This is a genomic window from Nonomuraea sp. NPDC047529 (assembly GCF_040642995.1).
Classification (GTDB): Bacteria; Actinomycetota; Actinomycetes; order Streptosporangiales; family Streptosporangiaceae; genus Nonomuraea.
In genome coordinates this window covers 109,410-132,110 of record NZ_JBEYTJ010000014.1, presented here as the reverse complement: position 1 = coordinate 132,110, position 22,701 = coordinate 109,410, and the positions used below count along the sequence as shown (strand labels likewise).

Annotated in this window: 18 protein-coding genes; 9 read left to right on the top strand and 9 right to left on the bottom strand. The window is 70.8% G+C overall.

The window, feature by feature from the left end:
* Positions 1-6: 6 nt before the first annotated feature.
* Entirely contained in the window at positions 7-1,560 is a 1,554-nt protein-coding gene (locus ABZ815_RS23455) for a heparinase II/III family protein (protein ID WP_357701193.1), read from the top strand.
* A 528-nt stretch (positions 1,561-2,088) separates the two neighbouring features.
* Here ABZ815_RS23455 and ABZ815_RS23450 read toward each other — a convergent pair.
* Positions 2,089-2,910, bottom strand: a complete 822-nt coding sequence (locus tag ABZ815_RS23450) for a fumarylacetoacetate hydrolase family protein (RefSeq protein ID WP_357701191.1) — start codon at positions 2,908-2,910, stop codon at positions 2,089-2,091.
* 1,099 nt (positions 2,911-4,009) lie between these two features.
* Between ABZ815_RS23450 and ABZ815_RS23445 the strand changes: the two genes are divergently transcribed.
* Positions 4,010-4,771 (top strand): IclR family transcriptional regulator, encoded by a 762-nt coding sequence (locus ABZ815_RS23445; RefSeq protein WP_357701189.1) that lies wholly within the window; start codon positions 4,010-4,012, stop codon positions 4,769-4,771.
* A gap of 36 nt (positions 4,772-4,807) precedes the next feature.
* Here the strand turns inward: ABZ815_RS23445 and ABZ815_RS23440 are convergent, their stop codons facing one another.
* The 6 genes from ABZ815_RS23440 to ABZ815_RS23415 all read right to left on the bottom strand — a co-directional run bounded on the left by ABZ815_RS23440 (position 4,808) and on the right by ABZ815_RS23415 (position 11,257).
* The gene (locus tag ABZ815_RS23440) at positions 4,808-5,260 is read right to left on the bottom strand and encodes a hypothetical protein (RefSeq protein ID WP_357701187.1); all 453 of its coding nucleotides are present in this window, start codon (positions 5,258-5,260) and stop codon (positions 4,808-4,810) included.
* A 92-nt stretch (positions 5,261-5,352) separates the two neighbouring features.
* Positions 5,353-7,401 carry a hypothetical protein gene (locus ABZ815_RS23435; protein ID WP_357701185.1) on the bottom strand — a complete coding sequence of 683 codons (2,049 nt, stop codon included), beginning with the start codon at positions 7,399-7,401 and terminating at the stop codon, positions 5,353-5,355.
* A gap of 8 nt (positions 7,402-7,409) precedes the next feature.
* Entirely contained in the window at positions 7,410-7,646 is a 237-nt protein-coding gene (locus ABZ815_RS23430; RefSeq protein WP_357701183.1) for a hypothetical protein, read from the bottom strand.
* A gap of 1,093 nt (positions 7,647-8,739) precedes the next feature.
* The gene (locus ABZ815_RS23425; RefSeq protein WP_357701181.1) at positions 8,740-9,858 is read right to left on the bottom strand and encodes a magnesium and cobalt transport protein CorA; all 1,119 of its coding nucleotides are present in this window, start codon (positions 9,856-9,858) and stop codon (positions 8,740-8,742) included.
* 18 nt (positions 9,859-9,876) lie between these two features.
* The gene (locus tag ABZ815_RS23420; protein ID WP_357701179.1) at positions 9,877-10,365 is read right to left on the bottom strand and encodes a nuclear transport factor 2 family protein; all 489 of its coding nucleotides are present in this window, start codon (positions 10,363-10,365) and stop codon (positions 9,877-9,879) included.
* A 4-nt stretch (positions 10,366-10,369) separates the two neighbouring features.
* Entirely contained in the window at positions 10,370-11,257 is an 888-nt protein-coding gene (locus ABZ815_RS23415; protein ID WP_357701177.1) for an amidohydrolase family protein, read from the bottom strand.
* A 34-nt stretch (positions 11,258-11,291) separates the two neighbouring features.
* On the opposite strand from ABZ815_RS23415, the gene ABZ815_RS23410 reads away from it, so the two are divergent.
* Positions 11,292-11,996: a M50 family metallopeptidase gene (locus ABZ815_RS23410; RefSeq protein WP_357701175.1), complete on the top strand. Its 705-nt coding sequence runs from the start codon at positions 11,292-11,294 to the stop codon at positions 11,994-11,996.
* A 47-nt stretch (positions 11,997-12,043) separates the two neighbouring features.
* Positions 12,044-13,615, top strand: coding sequence for a protein kinase (locus tag ABZ815_RS23405; RefSeq protein ID WP_357701173.1), 1,572 nt, complete (start codon positions 12,044-12,046; stop codon positions 13,613-13,615).
* On the opposite strand, the gene ABZ815_RS23400 is transcribed toward ABZ815_RS23405, so the two are convergent.
* Positions 13,604-15,739, bottom strand: a complete 2,136-nt coding sequence (locus ABZ815_RS23400) for a thiamine pyrophosphate-dependent enzyme (protein ID WP_357701171.1) — start codon at positions 15,737-15,739, stop codon at positions 13,604-13,606. The two genes, ABZ815_RS23405 and ABZ815_RS23400, sit on opposite strands and share 12 nt — an antisense overlap.
* A 232-nt stretch (positions 15,740-15,971) precedes the next feature.
* On the bottom strand, positions 15,972-16,523 hold the full coding sequence (locus tag ABZ815_RS23395; protein ID WP_357701346.1) for a TetR/AcrR family transcriptional regulator: 552 nt from the start codon (positions 16,521-16,523) through the stop codon (positions 15,972-15,974).
* Positions 16,524-16,632: 109 nt separating this feature from the next.
* On the opposite strand from ABZ815_RS23395, the gene ABZ815_RS23390 reads away from it, so the two are divergent.
* From ABZ815_RS23390 to ABZ815_RS23370, 5 genes are read left to right on the top strand one after another with little or no spacing between them, the layout of a single operon-like run.
* A complete protein-coding gene (locus ABZ815_RS23390) occupies positions 16,633-18,201 on the top strand; it encodes a carboxyl transferase domain-containing protein (RefSeq protein WP_357701169.1) in 1,569 nt (522 codons plus the stop codon).
* Positions 18,202-18,203: 2 nt separating this feature from the next.
* On the top strand, positions 18,204-20,153 hold the full coding sequence (locus tag ABZ815_RS23385; RefSeq protein ID WP_357701167.1) for a biotin carboxylase N-terminal domain-containing protein: 1,950 nt from the start codon (positions 18,204-18,206) through the stop codon (positions 20,151-20,153).
* Positions 20,153-21,058, top strand: coding sequence for a hydroxymethylglutaryl-CoA lyase (locus ABZ815_RS23380; RefSeq protein ID WP_357701165.1), 906 nt, complete (start codon positions 20,153-20,155; stop codon positions 21,056-21,058). Before ABZ815_RS23385 ends, ABZ815_RS23380 begins: the two co-directional genes overlap by 1 nt.
* 2 nt (positions 21,059-21,060) lie before the next feature.
* Positions 21,061-22,197 (top strand): acyl-CoA dehydrogenase family protein, encoded by a 1,137-nt coding sequence (locus ABZ815_RS23375; protein ID WP_357701163.1) that lies wholly within the window; start codon positions 21,061-21,063, stop codon positions 22,195-22,197.
* Between the two features lie 55 nt (positions 22,198-22,252).
* Positions 22,253-22,687, top strand: a complete 435-nt coding sequence (locus ABZ815_RS23370) for a GNAT family N-acetyltransferase (protein ID WP_357701161.1) — start codon at positions 22,253-22,255, stop codon at positions 22,685-22,687.
* Positions 22,688-22,701 lie beyond the last annotated feature (14 nt).

Genomic DNA, 22,701 nt, shown 5'->3' with positions numbered 1-22,701 from the left:
CGACAGGTGCGTGACCCGCCACGCGGCGAGTTCGGCGCGCCCGAAAACAGGAGCCGCGACGTGTTCTGGCGTGCCCGCACGACCACCGGCAGGGCCATCTGCCTGAGCGACCAGTTCCCCGCCGCCGACGTGGCGGAGGTGATGGACGGACGTGTCAGGTTCGCCGGCCTGCCGCCCGCCGACCTCGGCACGGAGATCGACTGGACCGCCGACCCGTACGGCAACCGCTCCTGGTCGCTGAACCTGCACACGCTGCGCTGGGCCGGCCGCCTGGTCACCGCGTACGAGCGCACCGGCGAACGGGCGTACCTGGAGCGCGCCGCCGACGTGACCGCGCAGTGGATCAGCCGGAACCCGCGCGGCGGGCGCGAGGTGAGCGAGTGGGCGTGGGCCGAGCACGCCGTCGCGCTGCGCGCCCCCGTGCTGGTCTGCCTGAGCGAGCACGTACGCACCCCGCTGCTGTGGGAGAGCCTGGCCGAGCACGGCGAGATCCTGGCCGACCCCGCGCTCTACCGCGCGGGCCACAACCACGGCCTGGACCAGGACATCGGGCTGCTGGTCATCGCCTGCCGCCTCGGCCGCGCCAGGTGGCGCGACCTGGCCGTACGCAGGATGACCGGCTCGGCCGAGCTGGCCGTCGACGCCCAGGGCGTCCTGCACGAGCAGGCCCCCCGCTACGGCCTGTACGTGCACCGCCGCCTCGGCGTGGCCCTGCGCGCCATCAGCGAGAGCGGCGCCCAGCCCCCCACCCGCCTCACCGACCGCAGAACCGCCCTGGAGAGCTACGTCGCGCACGCCACCCAGCCCGACGGCTGCCTGACCCCCATCGGCGACAGCCCGGCCGGCACCCGCGCCGCCGGCTTCCCCCACGACGGCCCCCTCGTACGGGTCTTCGACGCCGGCTACGTCTTCGGCCGGACCGCCTGGGACGACCCGCGCTCGGCCCACTACTCGATCAGGTTCGGCCCCGGCCGCCGCCTGCACGGCCACGAGGACCACCTCGGCGTCACCTACTCCGCCCAGGGCCGCCGCATCCTGGTCGAGGCCGGGTTCCACTCCTACGAGCGGACCGACTACGCCGCCTGGACCCGTACCCCGCAGGCCCACAACGTGCCGATCCCGGACGGGGACTTCCGTCCCGGCACGGACACCCACCTGCTGAGCGCCGACCTCGGCCCGGAACGTCAGGTGTTCGAGCTGGCCGACGACGCCTACGGGGTGACCAGGACCCGCCGCGTCCTGGTCGGGCACGGCGACGACGTGATGGCCGTACGCGACTCGGTGCCGTCCGGGACGCTGCGCAGCCTGTGGCACTTCGACCCCGCGCTGCGGGTGGTCGAGCGGCGGGCGGGCGCCGTGGTGCTCGGCGACGGCGACTGGCGGGTCACGCTGCTGCAGTGGCCCGCGACGGGGATGGAGGTGGGGACGGCCACCGTCTCCTCCGGCTACCTGCGCGCCGAGGAGGCGGTGACGGTCACGTCAGGGAAGGCGTCCGACGTGCTGACCGCCGTCGTGCCGGGGACGGCCGATCCCGACCTCGAACGCCTTCACCTGCCGTAGAGCCGGCCGAGCGGAACGCGGGTCCCCGGCCCTGAACGGTTCGTCACGCATGGGCCCGCGCCGTCCACTGGCGAGCGCCTGGAGGACCAGCTCGTACGCTCCCTCGACGACCAGACGGATAGGTGCTGCGGCATCGAACGCGCGGCGTCGCGGAGGGGGAGGCGGCCGTCGCGTCCGAACCCCTCGCATCGACCGCCGAAGTCGACCCATGCACGGACACCTCCCACACCCGCAGCCACACCACCTCTTCAGCGGTCATGTCGCCGCCCCCATGCGGCGGCGACGCCCTGCCCCTACGTGTCGGCGGCGTCCCGCCCCTTCGCGGTGCGCACCCGCGCCACCCACCGCCCCGCGGCCATCCCCTGAGCGCCGCCCCGGCGCGGTTCGCGTCGGCAGCCACGCACCGCCCCGTCCATCGAGGTACGGGACGGCCACGTGCGCGGCAACGCCTCAGCCCGAGAGCCGATCGAGGTCGGCCACACGCAACCGGTCCAGGAAACAGCGGTGCCACCATCCAGCATGAACAGGTCAGACAAGGCGTCGCGCCGTGTTCACCAGCTCACCGACCCCGGCGATTCGCGTGACGACCTTGCTCCCGTCCGCCAGATACCGGGGCGGCCTACGGGCGTGCCCCACGCCTCCGGGCGTGCCGGTCGCGATGACGTCGCCCGGCCGCAGCGTGAGGATCTCCGACAGGTACACGATCAGCTCGGCCGGCGGGAACACCAGACCGGACGTGTCCGCCTGCTGCACGACCTCCCCGTCCACCTCGCACTGCAGGGTCATCGCCCCGCCGATCTCGTCCGGCGTGACCAGGAAGGGCCCGAACGGCGTCGTCCCCTCGAACGTCTTGCCCTGCAGCCACTGCGCCGTACGGTTCTGGTAGTCCCTGGCCGTCACGTCGTTGAGCACCGAGTACCCGGCGATGGCCGCCTCGGCCTCCTCCCGCGAGGCACCGCGCACCTCGGCCCCGATGATCACGGCCAGCTCGCCCTCCCAGTCCATCGCCTCCGAGACCGCCGGCAACTCGATGTCGTCGTACGGCCCGATCAGCGCCTCGGCGAACTTCGCGAACACCGTCGGGTACCGCGGCAGCTCCCGTCCCATCTCCAGGATGTGGTCACGGTAGTTGAGCCCGACACAGATGATCTTCCCCGGCACCGGCACCACGGGCGCCAGGTCGGCCGTGGACAACGGATGCCGCGCGCCGTCCGCCGCGGCCGCCACCTCCCGCCAGCGCGGGTCGGCCAGCAACATCCCGACGTCGGGCGCCCCGACCTCCACGGCATGCTCCCCGTCGATCCGGACGGCGGCCGTACGGCGCGGCAGTCGCAGCGTCGCGAGCTTCACACGAGCCCCTCTCGAAACTGATCCAAGCCCTCAAACGGGCGTGCCGGAAAACAAACAACTGAAGACGACCACCACCACGACGACGAGATCACCACGCGACAGAACACGCTCACCGCCGTCCAACGTGACCAACCCCCGCCGCCGAACCCCTCGCAACCCAACCCCAACCCCCACCCGCGACGGTCGTCACCCCGTCCCGCAGCCGGCAGAGCTCGGCCCCAACCGACGGCAGCCGACCCCGCCGACCGCCGATTCCCCGAACCGGGCAACCACATCCCCAACCCGGCCACACCCAGCAGCCCCTCGCCCAGAGCCCGGCAGGCGCGCTCCCAGCGACAGCCGACGATCAGCAAGCCGAGACACGCCCCGAGCCCCGACACCGCCCGCAGCCCCGGACCCGCACCGAGCCTTGAAACGGCCCGGAGCCGCAGACCCGCCCAACGCACCGACACCACCCGCAGCTCCGGACATGCCCGCAACCGCTCGGACCGCGACACATCCGACATCGAGGCGTCGCTCACCTGCTCCGATCCGAGCACAAAGAACGACGCGTGGTGCACAAATGGGATGCCGAGCCCGTCGATCCCCACCATGGGGGCGCCCATGGTGCTGTGGCGGCGCGGGAACCGCCGGCCGGGCGCGAACCAGGAAGCCGCCGCGCCGCACCACAACCGACCCGCCGTCGACGATCACGACCGTTCTCACGCCTATCCGTCCCCCCACGAGGCGGAAGGCGTTCCGGGGGCGAGCGATGCTCGGGCGCGACCTCGCGCGGGCCTGGCACCGCACGCCGGCCCAGAAGATCAGGATCGCGTACGGCAACCCGCCCAGGCCGAGATCAGCCGACGCGCCGGCCCGCCGCTCCCCGCCCCCGCCAACCGAGCCGAGCTCACCCGCCCGTCCGCCCGGCGGATGGAACGTCTTCCACTCCCGCCCAAGCCTGCGGCCCCCAGAGCTGGGACGTACGAACATCAAGTCGCCGACCTGGGCCCAGAACGGGATCAGACGCTCGACGGCGAAGCCCGCACCCAGCCTCTCCTCCGGGTTCATGCTGCCCCACGCTAGGGAGTAATTCCGCATACTGCACTAGCGTTCTGCTGTGAAGAACAAGCCCGCGTACCCCCTGGGCTCGGTCGACAACGTGCTGCTGCTCCTCCACATGCTGCGCGACCAAGGACGACTCAAGGTCACCGACGTCGCCAAGGAACTCGGCATCGCCCGCTCGACCGCGCACCGCCTGCTGGCGATGCTGGTCTATCGCGACTTCGCCGTCCAGGACGAGCACCACGCGTACCTGCCGGGCCCCTTCCTCGCCTCGGCCGCGGGCGACGGCGGCGGCTCGGCCCTGCGCGAGTTGCGCGCCCGCGTCCGGCCCGCCATGGAGGGCCTGTGCGCCCGCGTCCAGGAGACCGTGAACCTCATGGTCAGAGTAGGCGCCGAAGTACGCTTCCTGGACAGCATCGAGTCCCCGCAGATCCTGTACGTCGGCGACCGCCGCGGGACGATCCTGCCCGCCCACCGCGCCTCCGGCGGCAAGGTCCTGCTGTCCGCGCTGCCGAGCGACCAACTCGCCGACCTCTACCCGGACCTGCCCGACCACGAACGAACGTCCCTGCTCCGCGAACTCGACGAGATCCGCCCCCGCGGCTACGCCCTCAACCTCGACGGCACCGAAAAGGGCGTCTCGGCCATCGGAGCAGCGCTGCGCAACGGCCGCGGCACCCCCGTAGGAGCCTTCTCCATCTCGATCCCCTCAGCCCGCTACACCCCCGCCCGCCTCCCCTCCCTCCTCACCGACCTCCGCCAATCCATAACCGAAGCCGAACCCCACCTGACCGACTTCCCCACCTGCCCCCCATGAGCCCTCCCACCGAGGCCCCCAAGGCGGCGCCCCCCATCAGGCCGGGACAAGCAAAATCGGCTTGAGCTGCCGAAAAAACTCCACCGCATCCGCCAATGAATCCCTCCCCGGCGCCCCTGCCGTCACCTCGATGCTGAGAAGGTGCCGGTAGTCAGGTGTCCAGCCGTAGACGAAAGCGACCAGTTGGCCGGTGGCATCCTTACGTCGTGACGCGAATCCGGGCCTCAGCCGACCAGGAAGGTCATGTCCTCCTGTGGTCACTTTCGTGTTCTCCAGTCCTTCGGGGCTGACTGGAGACGGTTCATGGACTCTGATCACCAATCCCAACTTGCCTTCCGAGCCAAGATCATCAGCAACCGAGCAGGATGCGAACCGCCCTTCGCTCATTCTCGTACCGACGGCCCGGTAATCCCTGAAGCCGGTGGCGATCTGGATGGCATTCGAGGAGATCAGGTCACACTCTCGCGGGTTGGCGGTAACGTTGCCCAAGGGCCTGGTGTCCGGAGTCGAATCGGGTGACGAGGAGCATGCCATCACGAGGGTGAGCAGGGCGACAGTGGATACGAGAGACGATTGCCTTCTCATGAGCCATCTCCGGCATAGTGCTTTTCCGCCTCTTTAAAACTGAGTGCGACGGCATCATCGGGCGTGCCGAAGACGCGGCCGGTCACGTGCAGTGACAGCCACTCCTCGTAGGCGGAACGTTGATCGGCGTTCATCTCGCCCCAAGGTTTGATGGCACCATCTTCGATGAAGTGACCTGGCGCTCCAGGAGAGAAATCCTTGAAGTAATACGGATGTGTCTGAGCGAACGGTTCTCCGAACAAACCATGGCGCATCATGACGGATGCCGTCAGATCGGTGAACATATGCTTGGTCGCGCCCAGCGCAGTGTCCGCGTCCAAACGGGCCTGCTCCTCATGAGTCGGCGAAACCTTGTCGAAGATGAATCCTTTAGCAGTGTCGGCCATAAGTCCGACGAACTTTCCCGATGGCATCGGGAGCAGTCCAACGACCTGCTCGGTCAGCTTCTTGAAGATACCCAGGCGAATGTCGTCCGCTTTCGCCTTCGCAATTGACGAAATGTTGGCGCTGTTGGTGATTATCCACGTGGTTACGCCGAGACTGCCCGTAGCTGCGGCGAACTCTGCCCCTCCGCTGCGCACCATGCGCTCCTCCAAGATGTCCTGGCGCATGTTGTCGCGCTGCTGCCGTGTTGCCTCTGGATGTACCTCTTGCCATGCCGTGAAGCCGCGCTCAACCTCTGTGGCCACCTTGGCCGCGAGCTCGTCCAGCATTCTGGCGGCGTACAAACCATGTGCGGCGGTGACGGCTTTGAAGGTTTCGTCGTCTTCGAAGGCCCAAGCCATGGCCTTCTTGGCCTCATCCGCGTCGAACCTTGAACCGTAAGGCTTCCAGCCATGCAGATCCTTGTCGGGATCGAGGCCGCTCACAACGCCGGGTACCTCCTTGCTGAAGAGCTGTGCGGAGCGGTGCACGTCGGCGATGTACTGGCTGAGGAGGGTGCCGAGGTGGGGGCGGGTGGAGGGGAGGTTGGACTGGACCTTGGGGTCGCTCCAGAAGCGGACCGCCCAGGACGCGATCAGCGCGGACTTGTAGCCGCGTGATCCGCCGGGTGGCAGGTCGTGGTCGCGGAACTCCGTGGTGGCGGCCTGGAGGGCCCAGCCGAGGTCGGCGTCGGCGTCGCCGAGCCAGGGGTGGGTGCGCATCAGGTAGGCGAGGGGTTTGCGGGCCGGGTCGGTGAAGAAGTCCTGGGCGACGGCGGGGTGATGGGCTAGGGCGATCAGGGCGGTGCCCATGGGGCTGAGGTCGCCGGGGGAGACGTCTCTGGGGCCGGGGAGGGTCCAGGGGTCTCGGGGGAGGGACAGGTCGGGGGGATGGGCCAGGTCCTTGTCGTGGAGTTTGCGGACCAGGGTGAGCAGGAAGGTGTGGTCGAAGTCGCCGTCCTGCAGGAGCCTCTTCACGGCGAACGCGTCTTGGGGGTGGTCGATGTCCTCGATCAGCCGGTCGGCGTAGTCGGCGGCCAGGCGCATCCGTCCGACGCCGTGGGAGGCGGTGCCGAGCAGGGTGCTGAGCATGGTGAGGAACCGGTCCTGGACGGCCGTGTCATAGAGGAGGGGGCGGTCGCCGGGCGGGAGGTCCGAGCAGTATGTACGGGCGATGAGAGATTTGAGTTCGCGTGGCGGCACCAGGGTGAGGAAGGCCACGGCGAAGAACGGGTCGTTCTTGTGGCGTTCGAGTTCGGCGACGGATTCTGCGTCGAGCGAATGGGATGCGATCTTCGTACGGAGTCGCGCGGCCAGTGCGGTGGCGGCGGTCGTGCCTTCTGCGGGGGATTTCGACAGCCATGGGGATTCATCCGCCCAGAGGAGGCCGCGTTCGCCGAGACGTCGGTCGGGGGTGGCGAGGATGAGGTCGAGACGGCCCTGGAGTGTGGGGACGCGGTCGTTCAGCTGGCGGCCTATGGATGACAGGTGGGCCGGCCCCCATAGGGATATGCCGAGGTCGGTGAGGGTTCGTTCGACTTGGAGGCCGATGTCGGGGAGTGTGTGGCTTGCTCGTTTCATGCCGTTGATGAGCTGGGTCATCAGGGCGGGGTCGATGCCCACGGGAGGGGTCATGAGGCCGGCTCGGACGGGTGCAGCGTGTCGAGCAGCCTCAATGCCCGGGCGAAGAGGTCTTTGTAGCCGCGGTCCCAGGTGCGAAGGTCGGCGGCGAGGCGGTCACCGGCCGGGCCCTTGAGCGCGCCGCCGTCCACCAGGTGGACGAGTGCGGTCAGGTCGTTGGCGTGTTCGTCGCGCAGTCGTTCGATGTGACGCCGGGCGGCGGTTATTTCTTGCTGCGTCGCCATCATCACCCGATTTCGTTGCGCTTGGGGGAGGGGTGGGTCCATGAATATTAGCCCGCCGCGTCGGTGCAGGCGAAGTGGAAATTGAGGCATCGCGCAATTCGGCTTTGATGGGGATGAATTGCATTGGAGGGTTATGGCGGTAAATGCGCAAAAGCGCTTGATGTCGTTGTATTTGCTGAATGAGAGGGAGAGGGAAAAGGGGGAGCAGGGGTGTGGGCGGGGGTACGCGGCTTCGACGAGCATGGCTGCGGGCGTCTGCGGGCGTCTGCGGGCCTGAGGCATGCGGGCCTGTTCCTGATGGCTGCACCGGAGGGGGCGACCGTACCCTGCGGCCCTTCAGGAACAGTGGCGCGGACCGGCGCGCATCGCCACGGCGACCGGCGGGCCCGAGCGGGCCCTCCCGCCGCTCCTGCGCCTCCCGTTGCGAGGCGCCAGGCCTGGCCGAGTGCGACCTACTGACCGGGACGATGATCCGGGCCGGCCGCAACCGTGGCGTCTCCGCGGCGGTTGGTGAGGGCCGGCCCGCACACGGCCGCAGACAACAGGGCCGATGTTGCGGACGCGGCATCGGCAACGCCCACCTGCACGTTCTCGCCGTTGGGTGACGCCCGGTGTGGCCGGACCGGTGGGTGACGGGCGGCGAGCCGGCCGATGGCGGCGGCGAAGGCGGCCCGGCAGGGGTGGACCCGGCGCGTCGCCGGTCATCACCGGCTCGCCGCAGGTGATGCCCCAGGTAATACCTGAGGTGATGCCGCAGGTGGGACGACCACGGCAATGGTGGTGACGGTCTCACCGGACCAGATTTCGGCGTAGGCCGGCCGGGCGTGGTCAGGTCTTCGTCGGCTGGTCGGGCAAGATCGGACGCTTCAACGACACCCGGCGGACCGAGCGGGCCTACCGGCAGGGGGTGCACCAGCAACACCGCACGCACCGATGCCCAGCCCCCTGACCGGAGAACCGCACCACCCGAGCACGCCACAGCGCACCGGTCGGCCTCCCCACGACCAGCCGACCGTCACCCACCTCACGGCCGAGCAAACCGCACCAAGCGCACCAGGCCAAGCGCACCAGGCCAAGCGCACCAGGCCAAGCGCACCTACAGCCAGTCGCGGCGTTTGAAGACCATGTAGAGCACCATGCACACCGCCGCCATCAACAAGATCGCGAACGGATACCCGAACACCCAATGAGTCTCGGGCATGAAGTCGAAGTTCATCCCGTAGATGGTCCCGACCAGCGTCGGCGCGAACAGGATGGCCGCCCACGCCGAGATCTTCTTGACCTCCTCGCCCTGCTGGATGCTGGCCTCGGTCATGCGGGCCATCTCCGCGTTCTGGGCCTGGGTCACCAGTGTCGAGTTGACCACCAGGATGTTCTGCAACATCTGGCGGAAGGCCGAGATGCGCTCGGTCACCGTGATCGCGTGGTCGGCGACGTCCCGCAGGTAGCTCTGCAGTTCGTCGTTGACGCCGTACTTGGCGGCTCCGGCGATGAAGGCGTGGATCATACCCACCAGCGGCGCCGTGGCCCGCTGGAACTCGATCACCTCGCCGGACAGCTCGTAGACGCGCCGCGACACCGAGGGGTCGCCGCTGAAGACCTCGACCTCGATCTCCTCGATGTCCTTCTGCAGCCCGGCCACCACCGGGGCGTAGCCGTCGACCACGGCGTCGAGGATGGCGTACAGGACGGCCTGCGGGCCCTGACGCAGCAGCTCGGGGTCGGACTCCATGCGCTTGCGCACGCCCTGCAGGTCGGGTGCCTCGGCGTGGCGCACGGTGATCACGAAGTTGGGGCCGATGAAGACGTGCAGCTCGCCGAAGGCCACCTCCTCCACGTCGTCGAGGTAGCGGGCGGCGCGCAGCACCACGAAGAGGGTGTCGCCGTAGCGGTCGGCCTTGGCCCGTTGGGAGCCGACGATCGCGTCCTCGAGCGCCAGCTCGTGCAGCTCGAACTCCTCGGCGAGCTTGACCAGCTCCCATTCCTTCGGACGGTAGAGGCCGATCCAGGCCATGCTGTCCGGCATCTGCTTGAGGCGTTCGAAGGCGTCGGCGAGCGAGCCGGGATTGTCGACCCGCTCGCCGTTCTGGTAGATCGCGTTGTCGATGACGGTGGGCCGATAGGGGTGCTCCTCGGTGGCACGCGGGTCCATCGAGTGCTCCGGCGCCTCCTCGCGGTTGTCACCGCTGCGCCTGAACCCCTTCGCCCTGGCCATGCACCCCTCCGTTCCGGTCTACTGCGATGACTGCCCGGTCGCCGCGAAGCCGTTGAGCTCCTGGGTCGCCCGATCCCTGATGGTCTTGCGCCACATCGGCGTCCAGCCGAACAGCAGCCCCTGCGGTCTGCCGAGAGCCATTCTGGACCAGCGCCTGAAGTCGAACTCGTCGTGGTGGCGGACGATGAGGTCGTCCTCGAACCTGAACAGCGCGTCGATCTCGTTGACGACCGCCCGGCCGGTGCTGGAGAAGGTGTAGCTGGCCGTCCAGTGGGCCGAGCCGCTGAACTCGTCGGCCTGGACGTCGCGGTAGCCGGATCTCAGCCCGTTGCGCACGCCGAGCTGCAACCGCCACATCGCCATCACCCGATCCCGGCCCTCGACCTCCTGGAAGATGGGGTCGCCGAAGCTGACGTCGGGGTGATAGCAGCGCTCCATGGCCGCGAAGTCCCCGCGGCCGAGAGCGTCGTAGAAGGCGCTGATGAGCGCCACGTGCCGATCGTTCACCTTGCTATCGAATCATGGCCGCACCGTTGTCCCAGCACACGGCCCGCAGCCACTCCTCGCCGAGATCCAGGCGGGCGAGGGCGTCGAGCTGGTGCGCGTAGGGGTACGGGATCGTCGGGAAATCGCTGCCGAGCACCACCTTCCCCGAAAGTCCGAGATCACGCAGAACCGGGCGCAATCGGGCGGGAAACGGCATGCCGCGCTCGGAGAAGTCGGTGAAGGCCATGGTGGTGTCCAGCGCGACCCGCTCATGGCGGACGGTCAGCTCGAAGAACGGCTCGTACTCGGGCATGCCCAGGTGCGCGATCACCACCCGCAGCCGGGGATGGGCGGCCAGCACCGCGCCGATCGGCCCCGGCCCCACGTGGCCGCCGGGCACGGGCACCGAGCTGGCGTGCACGACCACGGGCACGCCCGACTCCGCCAGCAGCCCCCAGACCCCGGCCAGCTCCGGCGCGGCCGGGTCGAAGCCGCCGACCTGGAGGTGCACCTTGAAGATCTTGACGCCCTCCGCCAGCGCCGCGCGCACGTAGTCCGCGACGCCAGGCTCGGGGTAGAACGTCGCCGACGGCAGGCAGTCGGGGTTGCGGCGGGCGAAGTCGAGGGTCCAGGCGTTGAGGTCACGCGCCATGTCCGGCTTGTGTGCGTACGCCAGGGCCGGGAAACGCCGTACGCCCATCTCGCGCAAGCGCGTCAGCCGCTCCTCGACCGGCCATTCGTACTCGATCTTCCAGCCGGCGCCCATCAGCGGGCCGCCGTGGTTGAAGTGATGCCAGACCCGGCGTTCCATGCGTCCGGGCAGGAAGTGCACATGCAGGTCGATCAGGCCCGGCAGCCCCAGCTCGCGCCACCACGCCGGAACGCCCGCGTCAGAATGCAGTTCTGCGGCCACAGCCGGGACTTTACCCGGCTAGTGTTTCTCCTCGATGGACATGCTCTGGGCCCACCTGATCAAGGTTCAGCCTGACCCCGACCCCTGGGTCGTGCTGGTCTCGGCTCTGGCCGCGCTCGCGGTCGTCGCGTTCCGCACACCCTGGCAGGTGTCCAGGGGCCTGATCACGATCGCCCACGAGGGCGGTCACGCGGTCATGGCGCTGCTCACCCGGCGCAAGCTCGAAGGCATCCGGCTCCACTCCGACACCTCCGGCGTCACGCTGACCAGGGGCCGCCCCAACGGTCCCGGCATGGTGCTGACCGCGCTCGCCGGCTACCTGGCGCCGTCGCTGCTGGGGCTGGCCGCCGCGTGGCTGACCGAGCAGGGCCGCATCACGCTGCTGATCTGGGGCGTGCTGCTCTTCCTGGTGTGCATGCTGCTGCTGATCCGCAACCTCTACGGCGCGCTGATCCTGCTGGTCACCGGCGGCGCGGTGTTCGCCCTGTCCATGTACGCCCCCGCCGAGGTCCAGCAGGCCGTGGCCATGGTCGCGACGTGGTTCCTGCTGTTCGGCGGCGTCCGGCCGATCGTCGAGCTGCAGCGCAAGCGGCGCAGGCGGCAGGCCAGAGACTCCGACGCCGACCAGCTCGCCCGGCTGACGTTCCTGCCCGGCGGCTTCTACGTGTTCTTCTTCCTGCTGGTGGCCGCCGTGTCGGTGGTGTTCGGCGCGTACTTGATGAACCCGCTGACCCCCTGAAAGCCGAAATTTCACATTAAACTCACCGGCAACAGGGGGTGTGTGCCGTGCTGCCAGCCGAAGACGCGCCCGGGTACCGGGTGCTCGATCAGGCGGGCCAGGGCGGGTTCGCCGTCGTCTACCGCGCCTACCAGGAGCGCCTCGACCGGGTCGTGGCGCTGAAGGTCCTGTCGGTCGACCGGGTCGACCAGCGCACCATGCGCCGCTTCCAGCGCGAGCTCCAGCTCACCGGCCGCCTGACCGGCCATCCCAACATCGTGACCGTCTTCGACACCGGCGTGACGCGCTCGGGCAAGCCGTACATCGCGATGGACTTCTTCGAGAACGGCTCGCTGCGCGACAAGATCCGCAAGGAGGGGCCGCTCGGGGTGCCCGACGTGCTGCGCGCGGGCGTCAAGCTCGCCGGCGCGCTGGCCGCCGTGCACGAGGCCGGGGTGCTGCACGGCGACATCAAGCCGCAGAACATCCTCATCTCCCGCTACGGCGAGCTCGCCGTAGCCGACTTCGGCGTGGCCAGGGTCGTGGACGCCGCCGAGATCTCGGCCACCTCGCAGGCGTTCACCCCGCTGCACGCCGCCCCCGAGGTGCTCACCGGGCAGCCGCACTCGGCCGCGAGCGACATCTACTCCCTCGGCTCGACGCTCTACCACCTGCTGGCCGGACAGCCCGCCTTCCACAACCCCGCCGACCCGTCGATCGCGCCGCTGATGTACCGGGTGCTGAGCCTCGACCCGCCGCCGATCAACCGGGCCGACGTGCCGCCGGTGGTGTTCGGGACGATCCTGCGGGCGATGTCCAGGCAACCCGGGTCGCGGCCCGGTTCGGCCAGGGAGCTGGCGCGGCGGTTGCAGGAGGTGCAGGCGGAGCTGGGGCTGTCGGTGACCGACCTGGTGGGCCAGGACCCGGGGCCGGGGCCCGCGATGTCCACCGTCCCACGCCGCCCGCACGGCGGCCCGGACGCCCCACCGCACCCCGGCGACCCCTCCCTGCCCGCGACCGGCAGCCACCTGCCCGCGACCGGTAGCCACCTGCCTCCGGGCCCTGGCCCCGGCTCCGGCCCCGGCCCGTACTCGCCCGGCGTTGCGGGCCACCCCGGCGGCCCCCGGCCGGAGGCCCCCACGACGCCGCCCACCGGAGCGGGGAGCCTCAGGAAACGCCTGCTGATCGGCGGCACGGTCGCGGTCGTGGCGATCGGCGGCACGGCCCTGGCCATCCACCTGTCGCTCCGGCAACCCACCGGCCCGACCTCCGCCGCCACGCGACAGCCCGAGGCCAGGACCGCCGCCACCACCCCGCCGCCGATCAGCAAGCGGGACGTCGCCGCGCTCGCCCCCCGCAGGCTCAAGGTCACCGCCGACCGCGGCGCCCTGGTGGAGCTGAGCTGGACGCTCCCGGCCGACGCCCGCCGCTACCCGGTCGTCCTGCAACGTTCGCCCGCGGGCGCGGGCGAGCAGGCCGTCACCGCTCTCGGCCAGGGCGCCACCACCACCCGCGTCGCCGGTCTCGACCCGGACACCGGCTACTGCTTCCTGGTGGGCGTGCCGCTGCGCATCTCGGCGGACTCCACGGTCGCCTGGTCGAGACCGGCCTGCATCAGAGGGGCGCGCTCAGCCCAGTAGCTTGCGCGCCGCCTGCTCGATCTCCTCCTCCGACAGCAGCACGTGGTTGGCCGCGTCGCCCAGCGGGATGAAGCTGTCGGCCGAGGTCACCCGGGCCACCTGCCCGGTGAACCCGGCGTCGAGCAGCTCGGTCGTCACGCCCTCGGACACGCCACCGGAGTGCCGGGTCTCGTCGGCGATCAGCACCTTGCCGGTCAGCTCGGCCGCCCGCAGCAGGTCGTCCACCGGCAGCGGCGCCAGCCAGCGCAGGTCGAGGACGCGGCAGCCGTAGCCCTCCTGGGTGAGCCGGACGGCGGCCCGCAGGCTCATGCGCAGCCCGTTGCCGAACGTCACGATCGTCAGGTCGCGGCCCTCGCCGTACGAGCGCGCCCGCCCGACGGGCACGTGCGTCTCGCGCCAGCGTGCCGGCGGCGTGTACGACGCCAGCCAGCCGCCGTCGCCCTCCTCGAACAGGTCACGCGTGTGGTAGAGCGCGATCGGCTCCAGGAACACGCAGACCGATCCGGCCGTACGGGCGGCGGCCAGGCAGGTGCGCAGCATGGCGGCGGCGTCGTCGGGACGCGCGGGCGAGGCCACGACCAGGCCCGGGATGTCGCGCAGCGCGGCCACCGCGTTGTCGTTGTGGAAGTGGCCGCCGAAGCCCTTCTGGTAGGCGTAGCCGGCGACGCGGACGACCATGCCGTTGGTGTAGGCGCCGCGCGAGAAGAACGACAGCGTGGCGCCCTCGCCGCGGATCTGGTCGAGCGCGTTGTGCAGGTAGGCCAGGTACTGGATCTCCGGCACCGGCAGCTGGTTGGACACGGCCGAGCCGAGCGCGAGGCCGAGGATGGCCTGCTCGTCGAGGAGCGTGTCGAACACCCGCGAGCCGCCGAACCGCTTCTGCAGCCCCCGGGTGACGCCGTAGACGCCGCCCTTCCTGGCGACGTCCTCGCCGAAGACCGTCATCTCGGGGTAGACCACCAGCGCGTCGGCGAGCGTGCGGTTGATGGTCTGCGACAACGTGAGCGGCTTCTCCAGCTCGGGCAGCGAGCCCGCGAACGCCTTCTCCCTGACCGGGCCCTCGCCGGCGGTCGGGCTGATGTTGGCGATCAGGTCGGGGCGGCGCGGCGCGATCGGCTCCATGACCTCCGCGGCCGAGCCGAGCCGCGGGGCGCGGGTGGTCTCCAGGGCGATGCGCAGGATGTGCTCGCGCGCCGACTCGTACGCCTTGAGCAGGTCCTCCGGCGTCTCGAGCCCGGCCTCGACCAGCAGCCGCGCGGTGCGCAGGAGCGGGTCGCGCTCCATGTCGGCCCGCAGCTCCCGCTGGGTGCGGTAGGCCGACTCGACGTCGGACCCGGCGTGACCCATCAGCCGCACGGTGGACAGGTGCAGGAACGCGGGGGAGCGGTTGGCCCGGACGTGCTGGACCGCGAGCATGGCGGCGTCGTAGGCGTCGGGCAGGTCGCAGCCGTCGGCGGCGAAGTACGCGATGCCCGGCCGCCGCGCCGCCGCCTCCACCCACCCCTTGGGGGTGCGGACGCTGATGCCGATGCCGTTGTCCTCGCACACGAACAGGATGGGCAGCGGCTGCCCCTGGAAGGTCGCGTAGGAGGCGGTGTTGAACCCGGACAGGGCGCTGGCGTGGTTGATCGAGGCGTCGCCGAAGCTGCACACGGCGATGGCGTCGGGCGGCCAGGCCGACCGGTCGCCGAGCGCGGCGGCCCGCTCGATGGCGAAGGCGACGCCCACGGCGCGCGGCAGATGGCTGGCGATGGTCGAGGTCTGCGGGATGACGGCCAGGTGGGGGTGGCCGAACACCTTGTGGCGGCCGCCCGCGATCGGCTCGTCGGCCGCCGCGGTGAGACCCATCAGCACGTCGCGCAGCCCCTGCTCGGGCAGCCGCCCGGCCTGCTCGGACCTGGTCAGGTAGAAGGCGCCGGACCGGTAGTGGAGCAGCGCCGGGTCGCTCGCCCTGGCCGCGGCGGCGACCGCCGCGTTGCCCTCGTGGCCCGCCGACCCGATCGTGTAGAAGCCTTCGTCCTGCTCGCGGAGCCAGCGGGCGGCGATGTCGAGCAGGCGGCTGTCGAGCTGGCGCTGGAACAGGGTCCTGCACCGGTCGCCGGTCAGCGACGTGCCCTCGCGCACCGGGCCGCCGGGATCTCGGGCGGGGCCTGCCTTCAGCGCCGCAACGGATTGGATGAAATGTGTCTCAACAGTGTCGCGCGCCACACCCCTGATTATGTCTGTCATCGCCGCCGCCGTCTGCCGGAGTCCATGACAGATTGTGGTCCGTCCGTTTAACCCTGATCCATGGTCGTTTGTCAGAGTTCACGGGCTTTCGGGGTGCTGTGTGCGGTGTGAAACGCGGGCCGGCCGGTTAGTGGTCGTTAACACTGGCGTCGATCGCGGCGCGGGCCATCGCGTGCAGCAGGGGGCGCATGGCGTGCGCGGGCAGCTCGCCCGCGCTGTGGGGCGTGGAGTTGAGCAGCCCGAAGACCGCGTGGGTCGCCGCGCGCAGCCGGGCCGGCGGGCACTCCGGGTGCAGCTCGGCCAGCACGGTCACCCACTCCTCGACGTAGAGGCGTTGCAGCCGCCTGATCCCGCGGCGCTCGGGCTCGGGCACGTTGCCCAGCTCGCGGTCGTGCACGGTGATCAGCGCGGGCTGGTCGAGCGCGAACGTGATCTGCACGTCGAGCAGCGCGTCGAGCGTCTCGGCCGGGCTCCGGGACGAGGTCGCCACCGCCACCGCCGACTCCCGCAGCCGCGAGCTGACGTCGAGCAGCATCTCGGCGAGCAGCGCGTCCTTGCCGCTGAAATGGCGGTAGAGCGCGGGGCCCGAGACGCCGACCGCGCCGCCGATGTCCTCGATGGAGACGCCGTGGAAGCCTCGCGCGGCGAACAGGCGGGCGGCCGCCGCGAGGATTTCCATGCGCCTTCTGCCGCGCTCGCGGGTAGGTGGGGAGGCAGTGGTCACGTCTCACATGCTAGACGGTTACGTTAATGATGACTAACATCTCGGCCATGACGAGAGGGGACTCATGAGCGACTGGCCGGTGCTGAGGTCGGCCGTGGAGCCCGGGAGCGAGGCGTACAAGCGCAACTCCGAGCTCAACGAGCGCCTGGCCGCCGAACTGCTCGAACGGCTGGCCACGGCGGCGCTCGGCGGTCCCGAGCGGTCGCGGCTGCGGCACGTCGAGCGGGGCAAGCTGCTGCCGCGTGACCGCGTCGACGGGCTGCTCGACCCGGGATCCCGCTTCCTGGAGTTGTCGCCGCTGGCGGCCGGCGGCCTCTACGACGACCAGGCGCCCGCCGCCGGGATCATCACCGGCGTCGGCCGGGTGGCCGGGCGCGAGTGCGTGGTCGTGGCCAACGACGCGACCGTCAAGGGCGGCACGTACTACCCGATGACCGTCAAGAAGCACCTGCGGGCCCAGGAGGTGGCCCTGCACAACCACCTGCCCTGCGTCTACCTGGTCGACTCCGGCGGCGCGTTCCTCCCCAAACAGGACGAGGTCTTCCCCGACCGGGAGCATTTCGGGCGCATCTTCTACAACCAGGCCACGATGTCGGCCCGCGGCATCCCGCAGATCGCCGCGGTGCTCGGCTCGTGCACCGCCGGCGGCGCGTACGTGCCGGCCATGAGCGACGAGGCCGTCATCGTCCGCGGCCAGGGCACGATCTTCCTGGGCGGCCCGCCCCTGGTGAAGGCGGCCACCGGCGAAGAGGTGACGGCCGAGGAACTGGGCGGCGGCGACCTGCACTCCCGGGTCAGCGGCGTCACCGACCACCTGGCCGAGGACGACGCCCACGCCCTGGCCATCGTCCGCGACATCGTCTCGACGCTGGCCCCCAGGGCCTCCCGCCCCTGGGACACCGTCGCGCCCGAGGAGCCGCACCACGACCCGCGCGACCTGTACGGCATCGTCCCCGCCGACACCCGCCAGCCCTACGACGTGCGCGAGGTCATCGCCCGCCTGGTGGACGGCTCGCGCTTCCTGGAGTTCAAGGCCGAGTACGGCTCCACCCTCGTCACCGGCTTCGCCCACCTGCACGGCCACCCGGTGGGCATCGTGGCCAACAACGGCATCCTGTTCAGCGAGTCGGCGATGAAGGGCGCGCACTTCATCGAGCTGTGTGACCAGCGCCGCATCCCGCTGGTGTTCCTGCAGAACATCAGCGGGTTCATGGTCGGCAAGGCCTACGAGGCGGGCGGCATCGCCAAGCACGGCGCCAAGATGGTGACGGCCGTGTCGTGCGCGCGGGTGCCCAAGTTCACGGTCGTGATCGGCGGCTCGTTCGGGGCGGGCAACTACGCCATGGCCGGACGGGCCTACTCGCCCAGGTTCCTGTGGATGTGGCCCAACGCCCGCATCTCCGTCATGGGCGGCGAGCAGGCGGCGAACGTGCTGACCACCGTCGGCGACGCCGACCCCGACGCCATCCGCGCCCAGTACGAGCACCAGGGCAACCCCTACTACTCCACCGCCCGGCTCTGGGACGACGGCGTGATCGACCCGCTCGACACCCGCACCGTCCTCGGGCTGGCCCTGTCCGCGGCGGCCAACGCGCCGCTCGAACCCGCCGGCTACGGCGTCTTCCGGATGTGATCATGCTCTTCGACCGTGTTCTCATCGCCAACCGGGGCGAGATCGCCGTCCGGGTCGTCCGGACGCTGCGCGCGCTCGGCGTCGAGTCGGTGGCGGTGTTCACGCCGCCCGACGCGGGCGCCAGGCATGCCCGCGAAGCAGACATCGCCCTCGAAGTCTCGAAATATCTAGACATCGAGGCGATCGTGGAGGCGGCGCTCGCCTCCGGCGCGCAGGCCGTGCATCCCGGCTACGGCTTCCTGGCCGAGAACGCCGCGTTCGCGCGGCGCTGCGCCGAGGCCGGGCTCGTCTTCGTCGGCCCGTCCCCCGAGGCCATCGACGCCATGGGCGACAAGATCCGGGCCAAGGCCACCGTGTCGGCGGCCGGCGTGCCGGTCGTCCCCGGCGGGGCCGAGCCGGGCGACGACCTGGCGGAGTGGGCCGAGTTCCCGGCGCTGATCAAGCCGTCCGCGGGCGGCGGCGGCAAGGGCATGGTGCTGGTGCGCTCGGCCGCCGAGCTGCCCGACGCGCTGGAGTCGGCCCGCCGTACGGCGCGGGCGGCGTTCGGCGACGGCACCCTGCTCATCGAGCGCTACGTCGAGAACCCCCGGCACATCGAGATCCAGGTGATGGCCGACGCCCATGGCAACGTCGTGCACCTGGGCGAGCGCGAGTGCAGCCTGCAGCGCCGGCACCAGAAGATCATCGAAGAGGCGCCGTCGCCCTTCGTGACCCCCGACACGCGCGCCCGCATGGGCGCTGCGGCCGTCGAGGCCGCCCGCTCGGTCGGCTACGTCGGCGCCGGCACGGTCGAGTTCATCGTCGACGGCACCACCGGCTCCTACCACTTCATGGAGATGAACACCCGGCTCCAGGTCGAGCACCCGGTCACCGAGCTGGTCACCGGCCTGGACCTGGTGGAGCTGCAACTGCGCGTCGCGGCCGGCGAGCCGCTGCCGTTCGGCCAGGAGGCGGTGCGGCTGGACGGCCACGCCGTCGAGGCCCGCGTCTACGCCGAGGACCCGGCGCGCGGCTTCCTGCCCAGCGGCGGGCGCGTCCTGGCCCTGCGCGAGCCCGGCGGCGACGGCCCGGGACGGGTGCGGGTCGACTCCGGCCTGGCCGAGGGCGGCGTCGTCGGCAGCGACTACGACCCCATGCTGTCCAAGGTGATCACCTGGGCGCCGGACCGCGCCTCGGCGCTCAGGGCGCTGGACCGGGCGCTCGCCCGCACGGCGGTCCTCGGCGTGGTCACCAACGTGCCGTTCCTGCGCGCGCTCGTCCGGCACCCGGCCGTCGAGGCGGGGGAGCTGGACACCGGCCTGGTCGAACGGGTGCTGCCCGAGCTGCTGCCCCGGGAGGGCGTGCCCCGGGAGGTGGCCGCCGCGGCGGCGCTGGCCTTCCACGCGCTCCCGCAGGGCCCCGACCCCTGGCAGGTCACCGACGGCTGGCGGGTCGGCGAGCGCGCCTGGACGACCTGGCGGCTCGAGTCGCGGGACGGCGTGCACGCGGTGCCCGTACGCGGGCTGCCCGGCCGTTCGGCCGAGGTGCGGCTCGACGGCGACGTGGTCCCCGCGCGGATCGCGACCGGCGACGGCGGGCTGACGGTCACCCTGGGCGGCCGGACCACGCGTTACCTGACCGCCCGCCACGGTGACACGCTCTGGCTCGGCCGCGACGGCGAGTCGTGGGCGTTCACCCGCCACCTCATCGGCGACCCGGGCGACCGGCCCGGAGCCGCGGGCGCGGGCGACGGCGTGGTCCGCAGCCCCATGCCCGGCACCGTCCTGCTGGTCAAGGTGCAGCCCGGCGACCGGGTGAGCGAGGGGCAGCCGCTGGTCGTCGTCGAGGCCATGAAGATGGAGCACACGGTCACCGCCCCCTGTGACGGCGTGGTCGCCGAGCTGCCCGTCCAGCCGGGCAAGCCGGTCGACATGGACGCCGTGCTGGCCGTGGTCACCGGTGAGGAGGCGTGATGCCGTACCGCATGGAAGGGCTTCCCGAGCGGGTCACGGTCTACGAGGTGGGCCCGCGCGACGGGCTGCAGAACGAGTCGGCGATCGTGCCGGTCGAGGTGAAGGCCGAGTTCATCGACCGGCTGGCCGACGCCGGGCACCGGGTCATCGAGGCGACCAGCTTCGTCCACCCCAGGTGGGTGCCGCAGCTCGCCGACGCCGGTGAGCTGCTCGGCCGCCTCGACCGCAGGCCCGGCGTGCGCTACCCGGTGCTGGTGCCCAACGAGCGCGGGCTCGACCGCGCGCTGGAGCTGGACGTCACCGAGATCGCGATCTTCGCCAGCGCCACCGAGACCTTCGCCGCCAAGAACCTCAACCGCACGCTGGAGAGCCAGTTCGACATGTTCGAGCCGGTCGTGGCCAGGGCGCTGGAGCACGGGCTGCGGGTGCGCGCGTACGTGTCGATGTGCTTCGGCGACCCCTGGGAGGGGCCCACGCCGGTCGGGCAGGTCGTCGAGGTCGGCGAGCGGCTGCTCGGGCTCGGCTGCTACGAGCTGTCCCTCGGCGACACGATCGGCGTCGGCACGCCGGGCCACGTGACCGAGCTGATCGGCGCGTTCGGCGGGCCCGACCGGCTCGCCGTGCACTTCCACGACACCTACGGGCAGGCGCTCGGCAACACGCTCGCCGCCCTGAGGGCGGGCGTGACCACCGTCGACGCCTCCACGGGCGGCATCGGCGGCTGCCCGTACGCCGAGTCCGCCACCGGCAACCTCGCCACCGAGGACCTCGTGTGGATGTTGCGCGGGCTCGGCATCGAGACCGGGCTCGACCTGGACAAACTCGTGTCCACCAGCACCTGGCTGGCCGAGCGGCTGGGCCGGCCCAGCCCCTCGCGCGTCGTCCAGGCCCTCGCGAAAGGCTGATCATGCTGAACGACGAATACCAAGAGCTGCGCAAGACCGTCGAGGCCTTCGCCCGTGACGTGGTGGCGCCCGTGATCGGCGACTACTACGAGCGCGAGGAGTTCCCGTACGACATCGTGCGCAAGATGGCCGACATGGGGCTGTTCGGCCTGCCGTTCCCGGAGGAGTTCGGCGGCATGGGCGGCGACTACTTCGCCTTGTGCCTGGCCCTTGAGGAGCTGGCCCGCGCCGACTCCAGTGTGGCGATCACCTTGGAGGCCGCGGTCTCGCTGGGCGCGATGCCGATCTACCGGTTCGGCTCCGACGAGCAGCGCCAGGAGTGGCTGCCCCGGCTGGCCTCGGGCGAGATGCTGGGCGCGTTCGGGCTGACCGAGCCGGGCGGCGGCTCCGACGTGCCGGGCGGCATGCGCACGACCGCCGTGCTCGACGGCGGCGAATGGGTGATCAACGGGACGAAGGCGTTCATCACCAACTCCGGCACCGACATCACCGGCGTGATCGGCGTGGCCGCGCTCACCGGCGAGCGGGAGATCTCCACGATCCTCGTGCCGAGCGGCACGCCGGGGTTCACGGTCTCCAAGAAGTACTCCAAGGTCGGCTGGAACGCCTCCGACACCCGCGAGCTGTCCTTCTCCGACTGCCGGGTGCCGGCCGCCAACCTGCTGGGCGAGCGGGGCCGCGGCTACGCGCAGTTCCTCCAGACCCTCGACGAGGGCCGCATCGCCATCGCCGCGCTCAGCGTGGGCCTGGCGCAGGGCTGCGTGGACGAATGCCTCAAGTACGTCAGGGACCGCAAGGCGTTCGGCCACCCGATCGGCCACTACCAGGCCATCCAGTTCAAGATCGCCGACATGGAGGTGCGCGCGCACACCGCCCGCCTGGCCTACTACCACGCGGCCGAGAAGATGCTGGCCGGGGCGCCGTTCAAGAAGGAGGCGGCGATCGCCAAGCTGGTGTCCTCGAACGCGGCCATGGACAACTCCCGCGACGCCACCCAGGTGTTCGGCGGGTACGGCTTCATGAACGAGTTCCCGGTCGGCCGCTTCTACCGCGACGCCAAGATCCTGGAGATCGGGGAGGGCACCAGCGAGGTGCAGCGCATGCTCATCGCCCGTCAGCTCGGCCTCGGCGACCTCTGACCCGCCAGAACGCCATGATGGACGAAAGGGCACAGAGGTTCTAGTGTCGTACCTCATGACAGCGGACGATCTTCTCATCAGGAGGGCGGAGAAGGCGGACGCGGACGAGGTGTTCGCGTTGGCGCGCGAGTTCGGGCTGACCTTCAGGCCGGAGCGCGGGGCCTTCGACGCCGCGCTCCCGCAACTCCTGCGCAACGAGGACGCCCTGCTGCTGACGGCCGTCGTGGGCGGCCGCGTCCACGGATACCTGCTGGGGTTCGTGCACCTGACGCTGTTCGCCAACGGGCCGGTCGCCTGGGTCGAGGAGGCCATGGTCCAGTCGGGCTCGCGCCGGCAGGGCATCGGCCGCCGGCTCCTGGAGGAGTTCGAGGCGTGGGCCCGTACCCGGCAGGCCGGGTACGTGGCGATGGCCACCCGGCGGGCGCCGGAGTTCTACCACGCGCTGGGTTACGAGGCGTCGGCCACCTTCTTCCGCAAGGTTTTGCGCTGACAGACGATTGCTCC

What these genes read in the sequence shown, in the direction of transcription:
- ABZ815_RS23390 (WP_357701169.1), top strand. Translation starts at nt 16,633, where the DNA reads ATGAGCGACTGGCCGGTGCTGAGGTCGGCCGTGGAGCCCGGGAGCGAG.
- ABZ815_RS23425 (WP_357701181.1), bottom strand. Translation starts at nt 9,858, where the DNA reads ATGGCCAGGGCGAAGGGGTTCAGGCGCAGCGGTGACAACCGCGAGGAG.
- ABZ815_RS23370 (WP_357701161.1), top strand. Translation starts at nt 22,253, where the DNA reads ATGACAGCGGACGATCTTCTCATCAGGAGGGCGGAGAAGGCGGACGCG.
- ABZ815_RS23410 (WP_357701175.1), top strand. Translation starts at nt 11,292, where the DNA reads ATGGACATGCTCTGGGCCCACCTGATCAAGGTTCAGCCTGACCCCGAC.
- ABZ815_RS23385 (WP_357701167.1), top strand. Translation starts at nt 18,204, where the DNA reads ATGCTCTTCGACCGTGTTCTCATCGCCAACCGGGGCGAGATCGCCGTC.
- ABZ815_RS23380 (WP_357701165.1), top strand. Translation starts at nt 20,153, where the DNA reads ATGCCGTACCGCATGGAAGGGCTTCCCGAGCGGGTCACGGTCTACGAG.
- ABZ815_RS23395 (WP_357701346.1), bottom strand. Translation starts at nt 16,523, where the DNA reads ATGGAAATCCTCGCGGCGGCCGCCCGCCTGTTCGCCGCGCGAGGCTTC.
- ABZ815_RS23430 (WP_357701183.1), bottom strand. Translation starts at nt 7,646, where the DNA reads ATGATGGCGACGCAGCAAGAAATAACCGCCGCCCGGCGTCACATCGAA.
- ABZ815_RS23375 (WP_357701163.1), top strand. Translation starts at nt 21,061, where the DNA reads ATGCTGAACGACGAATACCAAGAGCTGCGCAAGACCGTCGAGGCCTTC.